We start from the raw sequence: 17,626 nt of genomic DNA, 5'->3' as shown, positions 1-17,626 counted from the left end.
GCGAGGAGGCCAGAAGAATGAAGATCACCGATCTGCGCTGCGCGGTCATCGGCCGCCACCCCATCGTGCGCATCGTCACCGATGAAGGGCTTTATGGGCTGGGCGAGGTGGAATATACCAAGGCCTACCTCAAGCCCTGGGTGCTGCATTTCCGCGACGCGCTGATCGGGGAAGACCCGACCGACGTCGAGCGCTGCATGCTCAAGATCCGTCAACGCGGCAGTTTCAAGCCCTATGGTGCCGCCGTCAGCGCCATCGAGCATGCCCTGTGGGACATTGCCGGCAAAGCCGCCAATGTGCCGGCCTACAAGCTGCTCGGTGGCAAGGTGCGCGACAAGGTGCGGGTCTACAATGGCTCCATCCGCAAGAAGCGAACCGGCGACCGGCCGGAGGATTATGCAGCCGACGTCAAATGGATGATGGAGCAGCCGCAGAACTTCTTCATGGTCAAACAGGGCATCAGCTTCCACTCCAACATGAAGGATTCCGTGGAGGACTTTCACTACGGCCCGCGCCAGACCAAGGCCGGCTATCATGGCGCCATGGATCAGGGGCAGATTTCCGAGCGTGGCTTCAACCACATGCTGGATTGCGTTGCTGCGATGAAGGAAGTGCTCGGCGACAAGGTGTCGCTGGCGCTCGATTGCGGTCCGGGCTGGTTCCTCAACGACGCCATCCGTTTCGCCCGCGCGGTCGAGAAATATAATCTGATGTGGCTCGAGGACATGCTGACCGGCGACTATGTGCCCTGGGTCAATCCGCAGGCCTATCGCGAGCTGACCGTCTCGACCTCGACGCCGATCCACACCGGCGAACAGATCTATCTCCGACACAATTTCAAGGAGCTGATCGAAACCCAGGCTGTGCGGGTCATCGGGCCCGATCCCGCCGATATCGGCGGCATTGCCGAGCTCAAATGGGTCGCCGAACATGCCTACATGCATTCGATCATGATGGCCCCGCATGGCACGGCCAACGGGCTCCTGGGCCTCGGCGCGCTGATCAATGTCTGCGCCACGCTACCGGCCAATTACATCGCCTTCGAATATCCCAGCGCCTCCGATCCCTGGTGGGAAGACATCGTCATCGGTCTGCCCCACCAGATCGTCAAGGACTCCATGGTCGACCTGCTCGAAGCGCCCGGCCTCGGTCTCGACATCGACCCTGAAGGCGCCAAAAAATACCTGCTGGAAGAGGATGCCGGCTTTTTTGATTGAGGAGTATTGTCGATGAAATATCGCCATCTGGGCCGTTCGGGCCTCCTGGTCTCACGCCTGTGTCTGGGCACCATGACTTTTGGCAACAAGGATTGGGGTTGCGATCAGGAGACCTCCAGCGCCATCGTCCGGCGTTTCGTCGAGGGCGGCGGCAATTTCATCGACACGGCCGATGGCTATAGCGGCGGCGACTCCGAACGCATGCTGGGCGTTGCGCTCAAGGATTATGAGCGCGACCATCTGGTCATCGCCACCAAATGCTGGTTTCCCAGCGATCCCGCGCCGACCGCGAGGGGTCTGTCGCGCAAACATATCATTGAGGCCTGTGACCGCAGTCTGAAGCGCCTGGGTCTGGACTATATCGACCTCTACCAATTCCACGGCCCCGATCCCTATACGCCGATCGAGGAAAGCCTGCGGGCCGCCGACGACCTCGTGCGCGCCGGCAAGGTCCGCTATCTCGGCTGTTCCAATTTTTATGGCTGGCAGGTGTCCAAGGCCAATGCCGTGGCCGGCGCCAGCGGCTATGAGCCGCTGGTCTCGGCCCAGCATCTCTACAATCTCCTGCGTCGCGACGTGGAGCGCGAAATCCTGCCCGCCTGCCACGATGCCGGCGCCGGCATGATCTGTTGGAGCCCCCTGGCCGCCGGCATGCTGTCGGGCAAATACCGCGAGCAGTCCGCGCCCGATGCCCAGTCCCGCATCGGCCACCAGGCCGCTATCGCCCTGCCGCGCTACTGGTTCGACGACGCGCTCAAAATGGTGGAGAAGGTCGTTGAAATTGCCACTCGCCTCGACAAGATGCCCAGCCAGATCGCACTCAGCTGGCTTTTCGGCGACCAGCGCGTCACCGCTGCCATCATTGGCGCCCGCCGTGTCGAACAGGTTGCCGAAAACCTGGTCTCGGGCGATCTCGACCTGTCAGCCGAAATCTACGACGAGCTGACGCAGGCCATGCCGCTCAAGCGCGGCTATCCGGACGAGTGGATCAGCAACAATGTGCCCAAGGCCTTCGAGCAGGTGGAATTCGCACCGCGTCACATGACCCGACTGCCATAGCGTTCGGTCGGTCAGTTCTCGTGGAAGGCCCGCGACATGCTGTCGGTCACCGGCTTCACCAGATATTCGAGGAAGGTGCGCTCGCGCGTCTTCACGAAAACTTCCGCCGGCATGCCAGGCGTCGGGTGAAAGCCTTCGACACGCGCCAGCTGCTCCGGCGCAATGCCGACCCGGGCGATATAGACCTCGTGGTTCATGTCGGCGGCATCGGCGATGGTGTCGGCTGACACATAGATTACCTCGCCATCGAGCACGGGCGTGGTGCGCTGGTTGAGCGCCGTCAGCCGCACCGTGGCCGGCTCGCCCTGGCGCACCTCGTCGATCTGCATGCGGGGAATCTTCACTTCGACAATGAGCGGCACTTCGGCGGGCAGGATTTCAAAGATCGGCTTGCCGCTTTCGATGACGCCGCCGGTAGTATGATAAAACATGCGCACGACCGTGCCGGTGACAGGTGCCGAAATCGTGGTGCGGGCGAGTACGCTATTGGCCTGCTGGATTTGTTCGCGCACCGCATCGAGTTCGGCTTCCACCGATTGCATTTCATCGAGCGCCGACTGGGCGATCGTGTCATTGGCCTGGATGATCTCCCGGCGAAACTTCTCCGCCTGCGCCTGGGCTTCCTGCACCTCGGATTCAAGGCGCGCGATGTCGCCCTCGGCATCGGCGACCGAACGTTCGATCGTGCGCACATCCGATTGCGTGGTCACGCCCTTGGCGCGCAGGTCCAGCATCACCGTCTGGTCCTCGCGCAGCAGCGCGAGCTGACGCTGCATGGATTCGATCTGGCTGCGGCGGCCGGCGACGCGAAAGTCCAGCGCGGCAATGTTCTGTTGCATCAGCGCGGTTTCGTTCTCGAGCTTGCTGCTTGCTGCTTCGAAATTGCCGCGTTGGCTCTCGATAATGGCCGCAACCTCGGGATTGTCGAGTTGTCCCGTGACGGAGGCCGGCAGCACCATTTCAGAGAGGTGGTTGGCCACGGCATTGAGCCGGGTCCACACCATTTCGAGGCGGATCAGGCGGAGCTGCAATTGCTGCGCTCCGGCATGGGCGGCCGTCGGGTCGAGCAGCAGCAGCGGTTGACCCTGGGTGACATGGTCGCCCTCGCGCACCAGCAGATCCTTGACAATGCCGCCTTCGAAATGCTGAACGATCTTGTTTTCGCCCGTCGCCACAAAGCTGCCCGGCGCGATGACGGCGGCCGACAGGGGGGCCGTAGCCGCCCAGCTGCCGAAACCGGCGAAAGTCACAAAGATCAGCCCGAGTCCGAACAGGACATAGTTGCGGATCGAGCGGGGAACGCCCGAATACCACTCCAGATTATGCAGATCACCCGTTGTCGACATGGCTCAGGCTCCTGTCGCAATCGGCGCCGAGGCCGGTGCGGCCAGGCCCACATCGCCCGATGTCGTCTTGTTGCGCGCCAGCGCCGTCATCACTTCGGTGCGGCTGCCAAAGAGCGACACCGAGCCATTGTTGAGCACCAGGATCTTGTCGACGACATTGAGCAGAGCCGGGCGCTGCGTGATGGTGATCACGGTAATATTCTCTTTCTTGGCATGCATTAACGCCTTGGCCAGGGCTGCCTCGCCGGGCGCATCGAGATTGGAATTGGGCTCGTCGAGCACCACCATCTTGGGACTGCCAAAGAAGGCGCGCGCCAGGGCGATACGTTGCTTCTGCCCGCCCGAGAGTGGCGCACCATCGGCGGCCACGAAGGTTTCATAGCCCTGAGGGAAGGAGGCGATGAGTTCGTGCACGTCGGCCAGAACAGCCGCGTCGAAGATCGATTGATCCGTCACATCCTCACGCATGCGGGCGATGTTGGCCTTGATCGTGCCCGGGAAAAGTTGAACGTCCTGCGGCAGATAGCCGATGCTTTCGCCGAACTGGCGTTGGTCCCAGTTGCGCAGGTCCATCATGTCGAGGCGCACCGAACCCGAGGTCGGCAGGATCGAGCCGACCAGCATCTTGCCCAGCGTCGTCTTGCCGGCGCCGGAATTGCCGATCACCGCCAGGGATTCCCCGGGAAGTAGCGAGAAGGAAATGCCGTTGAGCAGCACCTTCTTGTTGGGCGGTGGCACGAAGAGCAGGCGCTCGACATCGACCCGGCCCTTGGGATTGGGCAGGATCAGGCGTTCGAAGTTGAAGGGCGAGGACTGCAGCAAACCCCTGATGCGCGCAAAAGAAGTGCGGAACTGGGTGAAGCCGTTCCAGCCTTCGATAGCGCCCTCTATCGGTGATAAGGCGCGGCTGGCGACGATCGAGCCGGCAATCACCATGCCGCCAGTGATGTGACCTTCGATGGCCAGCGTCGCGCCCCAGCCGAGCATGCAGACCTGGGTCAGGAGGCGAATGCACTTTGAAATGCTCGCCATGATGATGTTGCGATCCTGCGCGTCCACATGGGCGGTGAGCGAGGCGGCAGTGTCGCGACCCCAGATACGCACGGCTTCAGGGATCATCGCCAGGGCATTGATGATCTGCGAATTGCGCGACATGGAGTCGAGGTGCAGCGTGGCGCGGCTTAGATAGCCATTGGCTTCGGCGAATGGTTTTGCCGTCAATCGCTGGTTGATCAGCGCCACGACAAGCAGACAAAGTGCTGATCCGACAACGATATAGCCAAGCTCTGGGTGGATCAGGAACACCGCCAGCACGAACAGCGGCGCCATCGGCGCGTCGAAAAAAGCGAGCAGCGTGCCCGAGGTAATGAAGGCGCGCACCTGCTGCAGATCGCCCAGCACCTGATAGTCGCGGCCATTGCCATGCAGCGAGGCGCGGGCCGCGGCGCTGAGGATGGGCGAGCCGAGCTGCACCGCGACTTCGACCGCGGTGCGCATCAGGATGAAGCGCCGGATGGCATCGAGGACGACCTGCATGATCACCGCGCCGACGATGACGGCGGTCAGCATGATCAGCGTATCGAGCGAACGGCTAGTCAGGACGCGGTCGGAAATCTGGAACAGATAGATAGGGATAGCCAGCACCAGAACGTTGATAAAGACGGTGAAGCCCATGACGATGGCAAGGTTTGTCCGCACCACGCGGATGCCGTTCTGCAGGCTTTCGGTGAAGGTCGGCGCGCTGGTCCGTTTGTGGAAAGTCTTGTCGGCAATGGCTTTTTTGACTGGAGCAGGCTTGGGCTCGACGGTCTTGGCTTGGGGCGACTTGAGCGGGCCGCGATCGGCCTCGATGATTGGCGGTGCATTGCGCGCCGGTTTGGGCTCGGGTGCTTTGGCCTTGGGCGCTGGCTGCTCAGCGGGCTTGCTCTGCGGTGGCAGAATTTCGGACGTTGCCAGAGGGATAGTCGGTTTTTCAACGGCTGGTTTTGTCGGAGCAGGCGGCCCCTGGACTTCGGGCTCGACCACCGGCGCGATCGGCATCGGCGGGGCGACGGTCTGTCCGGCGAGGAGCGCGAGGGCCGCCTTGGCATCGATGCCACGGCCGTCAGCATGCTGGACGACTTCTTCCGGCTTGGCTTTGTCTGGCTGGCCGGCCGGGGCATTTTTGAGCAGGCTGGGCGCGGCGGGCAGGGGACCGACGAAGGGCGTCGATCGAACCGGGGAGGTCGTCGCCTCGTCGAGCTTGTCAAAACCGATCATTTTCGGCTTGTCCATCTCCGCCGTGATCGCTGTGGCGACGATCACATTGGTCTTGCCGAGCAGGGCCTCCTGTTCGTCGACCATGGCGTCGAGCTCGGCACCGGCCGTGGTGATCTGGAACAGCAGATGGTCGATCTTGGCGGCGCGCGACGGATTGCCCTCCGCCAGACTGCGCAGCACCACATTGTCCCAGGTACCTTCGAGTTTCTCGTGTTTCATAAGACGGTCCTAGGCCAAGACGGATTGCATGATGTCGGCGGGTGGGCCGTCGGAGGAAAGTGAGTTGGACGAGAAGGGGCCATCATCCCCAAGAACGTCGGGAACATCGTGGTCGAGGAAGGCGATGACCTCGGTCACCAGCGCGTCGCCCGGGCTGGCCTGAGGCGCAGCGGCCAGGATATTGGCCTGGATCAGGATGGCATCGGAATAGTGCTCGCCCGCGACATAGGCCGTGTCGCCCATGCCGTCGTAGTCAAAGATCGTCGCCTTGTTCACCAGCGCATTGGCGCCGGTGTTGATGTCCCAATTGGTACCGGGATGGTCGCCGATCAGCCTGGCCTGCTGCAGCGCTACGAAATCGGCGTCGCCCAGCACGTTGGTTTGCTGCAGGAACCGCATGTCGTAGATGTCGCCAGCAACATAGAGCACGCGCAAGGCGCTCAGCCCCTCGAATACGGCATCGGCGCCAAAGCCGCCGGGCATGTCATTGCCGCCGGACGACAGGGTCGAGGCCGCTTCGGAAATGTGGTCGGGCATTGCCGACTGGATCTCCGCCGGCCCGATATTGTGGATGCTGGCCTCGTTCCACAGCAGGTTGCCCTGGGTCGCCAGGTTGTTCGTACCGCTATGGCCGCCACCCAGATACTGGATCGTGTCGTTGTCGTAGAGGATATTGGTCTGGACGATGATATTGGCGTCGTAGAGATTGCCGCCGACGATCACCAGGTCGAAATACTTGCCCAGATCTACAAAGCTGATGGCGTTGAAGCCGATGTTCTCGCCGGTGGTGACCACGGTGTTGAGACCAACGGCGCTCATCACGTGGATGTCCTGGTCGGACTGGAAGGTGAACTGCTTCATCCATTCGACAAAGACCAGATCGCCGGCGACCACCGTTACGTTCCAGCTCAGCGGCATGACACCCGGATGGGTTTCGGCCGATTTGCCGAGGCTGTCGCGCGTTTCGTAGTCGAAATTGGCGATATTGTAGGCCTGCGTCGTGGCCGCCGAGACCAGATGCCCATCGGGCGCGCCGATCACCGTGTCATAGTCGCTATAGGCGTTGATCTGGATGATGGCGTCGAGCTGGTGATAATTGCCCTGCACCGCCAGGATTGAGGTGCTGAGGCCGCCATTGACCACCGCGATCTCGTTGACCAGCAGGTTGCCGCCCGCGTTGAGCTGCATAGACTGCACCGCATCGTCGAACACGATGCTGACGGGCTGGCTGTCGTCCTCTTCTGCGGCGATCTCCTCGGGCGCCTCGCCCGTCATCACCTCGACCATCTTTGCAGGCAGGTGATCGAGCAGATCGGGCGCGGGCTCGCTCGAGGCGAGGCCGTTGACATAGGTCCCGCTTGGCGCCTGCACCACGCTGGCCTGCTCAAGCGCCGCATCCTCGCCCAGCGAGCCGATGCGGGCGGCGGTGTCGGTGAGAAAGCCGGCGATGCCGGTGTAGTGCGAAAAATCCGGCTCGCCGATCAGCGCATTGACGATGGCGTCGGCGTCGGACTGAAAGCCCAGGATCGCTGCGGCCGAGCCGGAGACAAAGGTGACGCTACCCTCGAAATCGCCAATGATCACAATGTCATTGTCGTCGAGGATGATGGTCTGGTTGATGAACGCCAGGGTCGACAGCGGGGCGACGCCCTCTGCTGGCAGATAGGCAGCCTGGCTGTCCGGATCAAACGCCGGCGCCTCAGGCAGGTGGCCCGGCGTTGCAGCGGCCTCGACCCGCTCGATTGGAACTTCCGGCGCATTGGCATGGGGCCGCGCGTGGCCGTGGATGGCCCAGTCCGGCCCGGCATAGGCAACATCGGGATTGGAATCGAGCAGCCCGTATTTCTGCTCGAGATCGGGCACACCGCCCGCAATCAGCCCGGGAATATCGTCGGCAGGCGGCACATAGGCGAACTCGGAAAAGTCCAGCCTCACCCTCATGTCTTCGACCGAAAGTTCGAAGTAACCTATGAAGTGGGCGACGATTTCGTTTGTGGCATCGTAAGGAAAAAACACCTGCAGTCCCCCCGACGGCTTGCCGGCATAGCAGTCAAACCGAGCGTCCAGAATGATCTGCGCGCCGGGGCGCGCAGATCGGGGTCAGCAACGACACTTATGCGTCGTCGTCGCCGTAGTTGTTGTCGGCGATATGGTCGCCGCCGGAGATGTTGATGTTGACCGCGTTCTGCTGGAGGTTGGCACCGACAACCACTTCCATGTTGAACGCACTGCCCGAGGCATGGGCGCTGCCATCGGCAGTGTTGCCCACCGAGCTGTCGTCGCCAGCACCACCGCTCATGGAGTTGCTTGCGGCAAAGATCCCGTCGCCACCATTGGCATTCGCGTTGAAGCTCGACCCGCCATAATTGGGGGTGAAGCCGCTGATGCTGTCGTTGTCGATGATGTCGGCAACCTGGTTCAGCGCGAAGGCATGGCCAACGTCGCCGAACGTGCCGTTGAAGACATTCTCGAAGCCGACGTCATCACCCGGGTTGAAGTCCAGGGTGCCGCTGTTCGCGAAGATGTCGCCGAAGGACGAGTCCGCCGTGTCGATATCGAGGAAATCGTTATCGGCATTGAAGGAGTTCTCGTTGGTGTTCAGCGAGTCCGAGATCGTGGCTTCGAGCGTGATGTCTGCATTGGTGCTCGCATCATTGATCGTCGTCGTCGTGTTGTGCGAGCCCGAGCTGTCGTTGTTCGAGTCGCTGATCGTGGTGGTGGTGTCGTTATCCTGCGAGGCATCGACATTGTAGGAGTCGCTGACATCGTTGTCCTGCGAACTGTCCGTGTTGAACGAGTCGCTGATGTCATTGTCCTGCGAATTGTCGTTGTTCGAGTTGTTCTCGGACTGGTCGTTGAACGAGTCGTTGATCTCGCCGGCAAAGCCGTAGGTCTGCGTCTTGTAGGAGTCCTCGATCGTCTGGCTGTTGAACGAGTCGTTGATCGAGTTGTCGGAACTGTCGTTGTACGAGTCAGCGACATTGGTCGAATTGTCGGAGTTGTCCGAATTATCCGAGTTATCGGAATTATCCGAATTGTCGGAGTTGTCGTTGAACGAGTCAGCGATATCGACGGCGAGGTCGAGATTGCCGGAGTCGTTGATCGAGTTGTCGGAATTATCGGAATTGTCCGAGTTATCCGAATTGTCGTTGAACGCGTCGTTGATCGAGTTATCCGAGCTGTCGGAATTGTCCGAGCTGTCGTTGAACGAGTCAGCGATGGCGACATCGAGATTGCCGGAATCGTTCACCGCATTGTCGGAGTTATCCGAGTTATCGGAATTGTCCGAGTTATCCGAATTATCGTTGAACGAGTCTGCGATCGAGTTGTCCGAGTTGTCGGAATTATCCGAATTATCGGAGTTGTCGGAATTATCCGAGTTGTCGTTGAACGAGTCGGTCAGGGCGACGTCGAGATCGAGATTGGTGTTCAGCGAGTCATTGATCGAATTATCGGAGTTGTCCGAGTTATCCGAATTATCGGAATTGTCTGAGTTGTCCGAATTATCGGAATTGTCCGAGCTGTCGTTGAACGAATCCGCGATGGCCACATCCAGATTGCCCGAGTCAGCGATCGCGGTGTTGGTCGAGTTGTCGTTGAACGAGTCATTGATCGAGTTGTCGGAGTTATCCGAATTATCGGAATTGTCCGAGCTGTCGGAATTGTCGTTCAGCGAGTCCGTCAGCGCGAAGTCGATGTCCGTGTTCAGCGAGTCGTTGACCGAGTTGTCGGAATTATCGGAGTTGTCGGAATTATCCGAATTGTCGGACGAGTCATTGAACGAGTCCGCGATATCGACCACCACATCGACATTGTCCGAACCATTGGACGAATTGTCGGTGTTGGTCGAGCTGTCGTTGAACGAGTCCGCCAGCGCGACATTGCCGGAATCGGCTGTATTGGTGGAGTTGTCGTTGTTGGAGTCGTTCGTCGAGCTGTCCGAATTGTCATTGAACGAGTCGGTCGCCGAAGCGTCGGTCGTGACCGAATTGTCCGAACTGTCGTTGAACGAGTCGGCGATCCCAACATCGAGATCCAGGTTGCCTGAATCGGCGATGGAATTGTCGGAATTGTCGTCGTTCGAATCCATGCTGTTGTTGGAGTCGTTGGTCGAGTTGTCGGTGTTGGTCGAGCTGTTCGACTGGTCGTTGAACGCATTGTCGAGGGTGACGTCCAGGTCGGTGTCGAACGAGTCATTGATCGAGCTGTCGGAATTGTCCGAGCTGTCGGCCTGATTGGTGGTGTTGGCCGTATTATTGGTCGTGTTGTTGGTGTTCTGCGAGTCCGTCAACGATGCATCGACATTGCCGGAATCGGTCAAGGACGTGTCGTCGTCGCTGGTGGCAACATTGGTGTTGTTGTTGGTATTGCCACTGTCGACGGTATTGAACGAGTCATTGGTGCTCAGATCGCTCATGAGCGCCGTATTGTAGGTGTCACTGGCCATTTCGCCTCTCCTGATGGAAGATGCGGGTGGACCGGGTCTCTCTTCATTTCAAACGAGACCTTGGGCTCCTCCGCTCCCAACCCCAAGTATTTTGCAAACCCTTGAGGCCGCCTGAGGAATGATCTCCGTCAGGCCACATCATCCTGTTGCCGGCGTCAAAAGATAGAAAGCAGCCAATTCGATCAGTGGCTTTCGATCGGCTTGTATTTCCGGATTTGCGATGTCCGGAATTACCGCAAGAACAAATTCGCCTGCATTATTTTGATCTTAGCTCAACAGGGCGAGCGAATCTTGGATCATTCTGTGGTGATCGTAAGATCTATTTCCATATGCTTCTTAACCGAAAAACACAGGAACTAATCAAAGTGATCGATGTCACCCTTGAGTCACGACCACAGTGTTAATACTCTGTTAATCAGGGAAGCGCGTGGCTGAGGGAGGAAATAGTGAGAATTGCATCGGAAAATCCGGGCGAAGTTCAGGTCGACGCAAGTCAAAGGCGCAGGACTATTGTTCTGCTTGCCTCTCGTCAGGCCATGTATCAGTCACTGGCCGAGACATTTCAGCAATATTTCGCCGCTTACGATGTGAGCCTGGTTGAAAGTCGCGGGCGACTGGCCGCGTCAAATGGCCTGGTGCTCATCCTGGTGAGCGCAAGCGCGGAGGCCGGGGTGGAGGACCTGGTCGCGGGCGTGCGCCAGCAGGCGCCGGGCATTCCGATCGGCCTTCTGGCCGAACAGGGCGCCGACCTTGCCGATCTGGCCACCAGCGGCGTGGTGCAAGGCATATTGCCGCTGTCCCTGCCGCTGGACGTGCTGATTGCCATTGCCTCGTTGCTGCTGTCGGGAGGGCATTATCTGCCTGCAGACCGGTTGAAAAAAGCCGCAACGGACCGGGTTCTGGAACGCGCGACGGGCGAGGCAGCGGTTCTGCCGGCGCTTGAGGAAACCATCTCCATCACCGAAGTCGCAAGCCTCACCATGCGCGAAGAACAGATCCTGCAATATGTCTCCGAAGGCTTTCAGAACAAGCTGATCGCCAACCGCATGGCGCTCTCCGAACACACCGTCAAGGCACATGTGCACAAGGTCATCGCCAAGCTTGGCGTGTCCAATCGCACCCAGGCTGCGGCAGCTTTCCTGCGCCGCAAGAACGGCAGCGGACGCAATCCCGAGGGGAGCCGTTTCGAGGTGCGCCAGCCATGACCCGCATGGATCAGGTGCTGCAGCTGGTCGGGCAGATGAACTATGCCTGGACCAATACGGAGTCGCTGTTCATCTACCTGATCGCGCATCTTTCCGGGACCAACAAGGAGGCCGCGATCGTCATCTTCCTGACGCTAAACACGACGCGGGCGAGGCTTGATCTGATAGAGCGACTGGCAAAATTGAATACGGTTAACGACGAGACGCGCAAACGGGTGCTCGACCTGACCGAACGATTGAAGGACGAGGCCAGGATCCGCAACAAGTATAACCATTGTATCTATTCGTTCGATGCCAATGGCGAGTTCGGCTCTACCCAGCTCATGCGAATCAATGATTTCGGGGATGACCTGAAATACGGCAAAGTCGAACTGCTCGATGATTGTGAAATCGTGCGCATCAAGGGTGCAATTCAGGGCGTGACGTCAGTCAATCGCGATATCTGGAAGTTTATCCGTGACAGCAATATTGCCACGTGATTTCCAGGATGCTCATAACTTCGTCGGTGGGTGGGGCGGGCACTCATTGGTGTCCGCCCTCGACATTTATTTCAGTGTCGCGACCAGTTCATCCAGCACGTAATTCATGGCTGCAAATGTCGTCGGATAGACGTGGAAGCGCGACATGGAGATGAACCGACCATTTTTGGCGGCCGGCAGCAGCTCGCGATAGCCGGGAGCGATCTGGTCAAACTCTGTCATGATGGTTTCGAGGCTCTCGCCACGATCGCTGATATGGGTGAGGAAAGCATAGTCGCTGTCGACTTGCGCGATGACCTCGGCGGAGAAATTGGCCTCCTGCTCGGTCTCGGGCACCTGGTCCATAATGCTGGCATGGGTGAAGCCGAGATCTTCAAGCACCGTGGTCAGTGCGCCGTAATTGCGGAACACGCGCAACTCGCCGCTTTCGGTATTGGGCAAGATGGCCGCATAGCTGGGAGCAGGGCGATCGCCGAACAGTTCGGCACGAACTTCGTCGATGCGTGTCTCATATTCCGCATTGAGTTCGTCGAAGCGCTCGGGGCGCGCCACCCAATCGGCCAGCGTGCGGTAGTTGGCCAGCGGCGGCTGGCCGTTCATCGGGTCAAAGATCACGGTCGGCGCGATGGCTGCCAGCTGATCGCGAAACTCGATCGTGTCGCCGAGATTGCCGATGATCAGGTCGGGCTTGAGCGCGGCAATGCGCTCCATGTCCAGCTCGCCATGCACCGAGGCCATCTCGATCTGGTCAAATCCCAGGTCGTAGAGCTCGCGGCCCGAGCGGACGAAGTAGTTGCCCTCGTTGTCGAGGCGGCCGGACGAGCCGATGAGATTGCCGCCTAGCTCATAGGTCATCACCGTTGCGGTCCAGTCATGCAGCGACACGATGCGCTGCGGATCGACGGGAATTTCAACCGTGTAATTGGCATGGTCGGTAACGGAGCGCATGTCCTGCGCCACGCCGGGAAGCGTCAGGGCTGCAAGGGCGAGGGTGGAGACGAGTGGTCCAAGAATTTTGTGCATTGGTCAGTCCGTTGGGGGGTGAAAACGAGGAGCTTTGCTGGCGGGCATTCAAGTCTCCCGCGAGGTGAACCGCTGTCCCAGCCTTGCGGCCAGGATGAAGGTCAGGACGCCGACCACGGACACCATCACGCCGGCTGAAATGATGATGGGTGCGAACAGCGTCCGGCCCAATGTGTCGGCCCAGAGCAGGATCAGCCCGCCGGCCAGCATGGCGGTGACGACCACTTCTGTCGGGCGGTCGCCGACCACGCGGCGGGCAATGTAGGATGACATGAGGCCGACAAAGGCCACCGGCCCGCAGGCCGCGACCACCGGCGCCGCAAAGGCCGCCGCCAGCAACACGTAAAAGGCGTGGATGGCCAGCGCCCTGACGCCGAGCGCCCGCGCCGCCTCCTCGCCGAGCAGCAGCGGCGCCAGCATGCGGCTCGACAGCAGCAGCGCCGGCACCAGCACCACGAACCATTGCAGCACCAGCCGCAGGTCCGCGCCATCCACCGTCGACAGCGTGCCGCGCGACCAGGTGACGAGGCGCGAAAACTGCATGGCCGAGCCCGAAACCAGAATGACCTCTATCAGGGCGCCCAGCACGATATTGATGCTGAGGCCGACGAGGATGATGCCGCCGCCGCTCAGCATGTTGCGCCCCAGGCCCAGCACCAGCAGGGCCGTGCCCAACGAACCCGCGAGGGCGAGGAATCCGAGATGCTCCACCGGGATGGTCGGGTAGAGGAAGCTGGCGCCCATCACCACGACAGTTGCGCCGCTGGAGAGGCCCAGGATGCCGGGGTCGGCCAGCCCGTTGCGCGACACCACCTGCAGCAGATAGCCCGATGCGGCCAGCATCGCGCCGGCAAGCACGGCCACGAGAATGCGCGGCATGCGGAACAGGGCGACGCTCCTGGCACTGTCGCCGAGCGCATCGGGTGCGGTGAACAGCGCCGCCAGTGCATCGGCAAGGCTGGTCTGCATCGAACCCAGATTGAGCGCGCCAAACATGCTGACGAGCAGGCCGATAGCCAGGGCTGGCGCGACCAGAAGGAAACGCCGGCTGACCGGCAGGCTGACATGGCGGCCGAGCCGTAGAACCACAACCGCGCTCATGCGATCGACCTCCGGCGGCGTGCCGACCACAGCACGAGCCCCAGGAAAACCAGCCCGCCGGTAAAGCCCATGACCGTGCCGACATTCATCACCCGCGGTGCGATGGCGGTACGCGCCAGGATATCGGCCGAGGTGAGGACGACCGCGCCGCCCACCATGCTGAGCCAGAGCGACAGTCGGCCGATCTCTCCGGCGATGGAACGCACCATATGCGGCACCACGAGGCCAACGAAGCCGATGGGCCCGACCACGGTGACGGCGGTCACGGCCAGAACCACGGCGGTCAGCAGAGTGCCGCCATAGACAAGGGTCACATTGACCCCCATGGCTGCCGCCTGTTCCTCGCCCAGCACGAGAATGTCGACAGCGCGCGAAGCGATCACCGCGGCGATCATCGCCAAGGCGCCGATGGGGGCCATCGGCGCCAGCGCGACATAGTCGAAATTGCCGATATTGCCGATCAGCCAGCCGATGAGATTGGCGAAGCCGTCCGCATCCAGCGACACGACGAATGTGGTGATGGCTGAAAACAGCGTTGCCACCATCGAGCCGGCGAGCACCAGATTTAGGCGCGGATCACCCTGACCCTTGAGGATGTGGCTCACGCCCAGGGTGAGCAGAATGGCCGTCACGCCGCCGGCCAGCGCCGGGATGAACTGCGCAACCCCCGACATGCCGAAGAAGAACACCGACAGAACGACGAAATTGGTTGCCCCGGCGCTGATGCCCAGGGTGGAAGGCGACACCAGGCCATTCTGCATGATCTTTTGCAGCAGATAGCCCGCCGCGCCGAGAGCTGCGCCGGCGTAGACCGCCACGGCCAGCCGTGTCAGGCGCTGGAAGATGACGATGACATGGGAATAATTGGTCGAGTCATAGGCGAGAAAGGCGTCGCGGATCAGCGTGAATTCCATCGGCGCCGCGCCCAGCCGCAGATGCAGCACGCCGAGCCCGACAACCACTGCGGCCGGTATCGTTGCCAGCAAGAGCGTGCGTGTCATTTCGCGATCGTTTCGGGCACGTGGAAGACCGCTCCATTCGCGTGCACCACCTTGGTCCGGACGCCGAACACTTCGGCGACGATGTCTTCGGTCAGCACCTCATGAGGCCGGCCCAGGGCCACAAGGCGGCCCTCGTTCATCACTGCAACCCGGTCGGCGAACAGCGATGCCTGGGTGAAATCATGCAGCACGGCAATGACTGTACGGCCCGCATGGGCCAGTTCGCGCGCCTTTTCCAGAATGCCGAACTGGAACCGCAGGTCGAGATAGGTGGTCGGCTCATCGAGCAGCAGGATGCCCCCGTCCTGCGCCAGCGTCATGGCCATGCGGGCGCGCTGCAACTGGCCTCCTGAAAGTTCGCCGACGCGTTGCGTCTGCAGCGACTGCACATGCATGGACAGAAGCGCGTCGGCGACCAGCGCCTCATCTTCGCGAGATTGCCGGGAGAGCAGGCTCTGATGCGCGAAGCGCCCCATCGACACCAGGTCATGAACCGTCAGATTGGGCGGCACATGACCGGCCTGAGTGAGCAGAGCGATGCGGCGGGAGATTTCCTTGCGACCGAGCGTGGCGAGATCAGTGTCGCCTGCCAGGATCTTGCCGCTGTCGGGCCGGGCCAGCCCGGACATCAGGCGCAGCGTCGTGCTTTTACCGCAGCCATTGGGGCCTACGATGGCCAGGAACTCACCGGGCTGCGCCGTAAAGGTCAGATCATTGAGGATCTTGCGGCCGCGGATCGAGAAATGCACGCCTTGTAGGCTGAGCGAAGAGATGGCGGGCATGTTGAGCGCAGTCTGCAGGTCGAATTGTCGTGATCACTACCATCGCAAATTTATGATGACAAGGATCATGTTTACTTCCTCCCCGCTCAATACGGATTGCTGTCGAGGATTGGTCATGTAATCCAGTGTTTTCGTGCACCTGTCGTGGAAGGCGTTTGAAAGCCCTTCAGTGATTGTCGTGCATGCGACCTAAGGAGGAGAGTTTGGTTCATTCGGATCTGACGGCCAGGCTGGAGGAGCGGCGCTCCGAATTGCCGACCGTTCTCCTGCGTGTTGCGGAATACCTCGACCAGAACCGCTTCGACGTGCTGTCGCGGTCTGCCCTTGCATTGGGGGAGGCGACGGGCACATCGGACGCCACGGTGATCCGCGCTGCCAAGGCGCTTGGCTACGAAGGACTGGCGGCACTGCGCCGCGAACTGGCCGAAGAAATGGCCGCCCGGAGCCCGGCACGGGATCTCGGAGCCAGCATCACGGCTGCACAGACGGATATGGCACTGGCCATCCGGCAATCGATCGAAGCCGGCCGCAGCCATCTTGAGCACATGCTGGGCGCCGACGTGCTCGAGGGCATTCGCCTGCTTGCCGAGAACTTGCACCAGGCCGAGCGGATCGTCTTTTTCGCGATTGGTCCGACCCGGCATCTGGTGCGCTATGCCGAGGCGCAGCTGCGGCGTCGCGGGCGCAAAGTCCATCGGCTCAGCCACACGGGCAGCATGCTGGCGGACGATCTCGCAGGTCTAGCTGAAGGCGATGCCATTCTGGCGCTATCCTATGGCCAGCCCTATCACGAAATCGACGTGACGCTCTCCGAGGCCGCGCGTCGCAACATCCCCGTTTTCCTGCTGACTGACAGGGCACAAAGCCCGATCAGCGCCCGGGTCCGCCATACGGTCACGGTGCCGAGACGCGCGGATCAGGGCGTGGCACTGCATATCGGCACCATTGCGCTGCTCGACAGCCTGGTGACCGCACTCTCGCTGTTGGACAAGGATCAGGCCGTCGAGCACCTCAAGAATGTCGAACGGCTGCGTCGGGCGCTGGCCCAGCACACTGACAGGAGCAATGATTGAACAACTGGCTAGCCGCCGCCAAGGCCTGGGCGAAGCGTATCAAGCGGGATGTGGTGGCCTTGTGGATCGGGGCGCGTGATCCCCGCACGCCTTTGGCGGCCAAGGTGGTCGCGGCGATCGTGGCAGCCTATGCCCTGTCGCCGGTCGACCTCATCCCCGACTTCATTCCGGTCCTCGGCTATCTAGACGATGTTCTGCTCGTGCCCCTGGGCATCCTGCTCGCCGTGCGGCTCATCCCGGCGCCGCTGATGGCCGACTTTCGCCTCGCGGCCGAGGCGCAGTTGCAAAGGCCGGCCAGTAAGGCCGGCCTTGTTGTCATCATCGCGATCTGGGTGGTGATCGCCGTGGTTCTGGGCGCCTGGTTCTGGCGGTCCATCACCTGAAATCGTGGGCAGGACAGATGACATGTCACCTG

General features: G+C 60.9%; 14 protein-coding genes. 6 read left to right on the top strand and 8 right to left on the bottom strand.

The window, feature by feature from the left end:
• Positions 1-17: 17 nt before the first annotated feature.
• Both P0Y65_11830 and P0Y65_11825 read left to right on the top strand, forming a co-directional pair.
• Positions 18-1,217, top strand: a complete 1,200-nt coding sequence (locus tag P0Y65_11830; protein ID WEK02900.1) for a mandelate racemase/muconate lactonizing enzyme family protein — start codon at positions 18-20, stop codon at positions 1,215-1,217.
• A gap of 12 nt (positions 1,218-1,229) precedes the next feature.
• Positions 1,230-2,276 (top strand): aldo/keto reductase, encoded by a 1,047-nt coding sequence (locus tag P0Y65_11825; GenBank protein ID WEK02899.1) that lies wholly within the window; start codon positions 1,230-1,232, stop codon positions 2,274-2,276.
• Positions 2,277-2,287: 11 nt separating this feature from the next.
• Here the strand turns inward: P0Y65_11825 and P0Y65_11820 are convergent, their stop codons facing one another.
• The 4 genes from P0Y65_11820 to P0Y65_11805 form a co-directional block, all read right to left on the bottom strand.
• On the bottom strand, positions 2,288-3,622 hold the full coding sequence (locus tag P0Y65_11820; protein WEK02898.1) for an HlyD family type I secretion periplasmic adaptor subunit: 1,335 nt from the start codon (positions 3,620-3,622) through the stop codon (positions 2,288-2,290).
• 3 nt (positions 3,623-3,625) lie between these two features.
• Positions 3,626-6,100 (bottom strand): type I secretion system permease/ATPase, encoded by a 2,475-nt coding sequence (locus tag P0Y65_11815; protein ID WEK02897.1) that lies wholly within the window; start codon positions 6,098-6,100, stop codon positions 3,626-3,628.
• A 9-nt stretch (positions 6,101-6,109) separates the two neighbouring features.
• Complete coding sequence (locus P0Y65_11810; GenBank protein ID WEK02896.1) at positions 6,110-8,116, bottom strand: hypothetical protein; 2,007 nt, start codon at positions 8,114-8,116, stop codon at positions 6,110-6,112.
• Positions 8,117-8,213: 97 nt separating this feature from the next.
• On the bottom strand, positions 8,214-10,547 hold the full coding sequence (locus tag P0Y65_11805; GenBank protein WEK02895.1) for a hypothetical protein: 2,334 nt from the start codon (positions 10,545-10,547) through the stop codon (positions 8,214-8,216).
• 536 nt (positions 10,548-11,083) lie between these two features.
• Between P0Y65_11805 and P0Y65_11800 the strand changes: the two genes are divergently transcribed.
• Positions 11,084-11,752, top strand: a complete 669-nt coding sequence (locus tag P0Y65_11800) for a response regulator transcription factor (protein ID WEK02894.1) — start codon at positions 11,084-11,086, stop codon at positions 11,750-11,752.
• A complete protein-coding gene (locus P0Y65_11795) occupies positions 11,749-12,231 on the top strand; it encodes a hypothetical protein (GenBank protein WEK02893.1) in 483 nt (160 codons plus the stop codon). The genes P0Y65_11800 and P0Y65_11795 overlap by 4 nt, the downstream gene beginning before the upstream one ends.
• Positions 12,232-12,297: 66 nt before the next feature.
• On the opposite strand, the gene P0Y65_11790 is transcribed toward P0Y65_11795, so the two are convergent.
• Genes P0Y65_11790 through P0Y65_11775 form a run of 4 tightly spaced genes read right to left on the bottom strand, consistent with a single transcriptional unit; the run spans position 12,298 to position 16,138 of the window.
• The gene (locus tag P0Y65_11790; GenBank protein ID WEK02892.1) at positions 12,298-13,254 is read right to left on the bottom strand and encodes an ABC transporter substrate-binding protein; all 957 of its coding nucleotides are present in this window, start codon (positions 13,252-13,254) and stop codon (positions 12,298-12,300) included.
• A gap of 48 nt (positions 13,255-13,302) precedes the next feature.
• Positions 13,303-14,355, bottom strand: a complete 1,053-nt coding sequence (locus P0Y65_11785) for an iron ABC transporter permease (GenBank protein WEK02891.1) — start codon at positions 14,353-14,355, stop codon at positions 13,303-13,305.
• A complete protein-coding gene (locus tag P0Y65_11780; protein WEK02890.1) occupies positions 14,352-15,356 on the bottom strand; it encodes an iron ABC transporter permease in 1,005 nt (334 codons plus the stop codon). Before P0Y65_11780 ends, P0Y65_11785 begins: the two co-directional genes overlap by 4 nt.
• A complete protein-coding gene (locus P0Y65_11775; protein WEK02889.1) occupies positions 15,353-16,138 on the bottom strand; it encodes an ABC transporter ATP-binding protein in 786 nt (261 codons plus the stop codon). Before P0Y65_11775 ends, P0Y65_11780 begins: the two co-directional genes overlap by 4 nt.
• A 203-nt stretch (positions 16,139-16,341) precedes the next feature.
• Between P0Y65_11775 and P0Y65_11770 the strand changes: the two genes are divergently transcribed.
• Both P0Y65_11770 and P0Y65_11765 read left to right on the top strand, forming a co-directional pair.
• Positions 16,342-17,211, top strand: coding sequence for a MurR/RpiR family transcriptional regulator (locus P0Y65_11770; GenBank protein WEK02888.1), 870 nt, complete (start codon positions 16,342-16,344; stop codon positions 17,209-17,211).
• A complete protein-coding gene (locus P0Y65_11765) occupies positions 17,208-17,594 on the top strand; it encodes a DUF1232 domain-containing protein (GenBank protein ID WEK02887.1) in 387 nt (128 codons plus the stop codon). The genes P0Y65_11770 and P0Y65_11765 overlap by 4 nt, the downstream gene beginning before the upstream one ends.
• Positions 17,595-17,626: the final 32 nt, after the last annotated feature.

It is taken from the genome of Candidatus Devosia phytovorans, assembly GCA_029202405.1.
GTDB classification, from domain to species: domain Bacteria; phylum Pseudomonadota; class Alphaproteobacteria; order Rhizobiales; family Devosiaceae; genus Devosia; species Devosia phytovorans.
This window is presented reverse-complemented; position numbering and strand designations above follow the sequence as displayed.

Excerpts from the sequence above, each read along its gene's own strand:
- P0Y65_11795 (WEK02893.1), top strand. The coding sequence starts at position 11,749 with ATGACCCGCATGGATCAGGTGCTGCAGCTGGTCGGGCAGATGAACTAT.
- P0Y65_11815 (WEK02897.1), bottom strand. The coding sequence starts at position 6,100 with ATGAAACACGAGAAACTCGAAGGTACCTGGGACAATGTGGTGCTGCGC.
- P0Y65_11790 (WEK02892.1), bottom strand. The coding sequence starts at position 13,254 with ATGCACAAAATTCTTGGACCACTCGTCTCCACCCTCGCCCTTGCAGCC.
- P0Y65_11785 (WEK02891.1), bottom strand. The coding sequence starts at position 14,355 with ATGAGCGCGGTTGTGGTTCTACGGCTCGGCCGCCATGTCAGCCTGCCG.
- P0Y65_11800 (WEK02894.1), top strand. The coding sequence starts at position 11,084 with ATGTATCAGTCACTGGCCGAGACATTTCAGCAATATTTCGCCGCTTAC.
- P0Y65_11775 (WEK02889.1), bottom strand. The coding sequence starts at position 16,138 with ATGCCCGCCATCTCTTCGCTCAGCCTACAAGGCGTGCATTTCTCGATC.
- P0Y65_11825 (WEK02899.1), top strand. The coding sequence starts at position 1,230 with ATGAAATATCGCCATCTGGGCCGTTCGGGCCTCCTGGTCTCACGCCTG.
- P0Y65_11830 (WEK02900.1), top strand. The coding sequence starts at position 18 with ATGAAGATCACCGATCTGCGCTGCGCGGTCATCGGCCGCCACCCCATC.
- P0Y65_11780 (WEK02890.1), bottom strand. The coding sequence starts at position 15,356 with ATGACACGCACGCTCTTGCTGGCAACGATACCGGCCGCAGTGGTTGTC.
- P0Y65_11805 (WEK02895.1), bottom strand. The coding sequence starts at position 10,547 with ATGGCCAGTGACACCTACAATACGGCGCTCATGAGCGATCTGAGCACC.
- P0Y65_11820 (WEK02898.1), bottom strand. The coding sequence starts at position 3,622 with ATGTCGACAACGGGTGATCTGCATAATCTGGAGTGGTATTCGGGCGTT.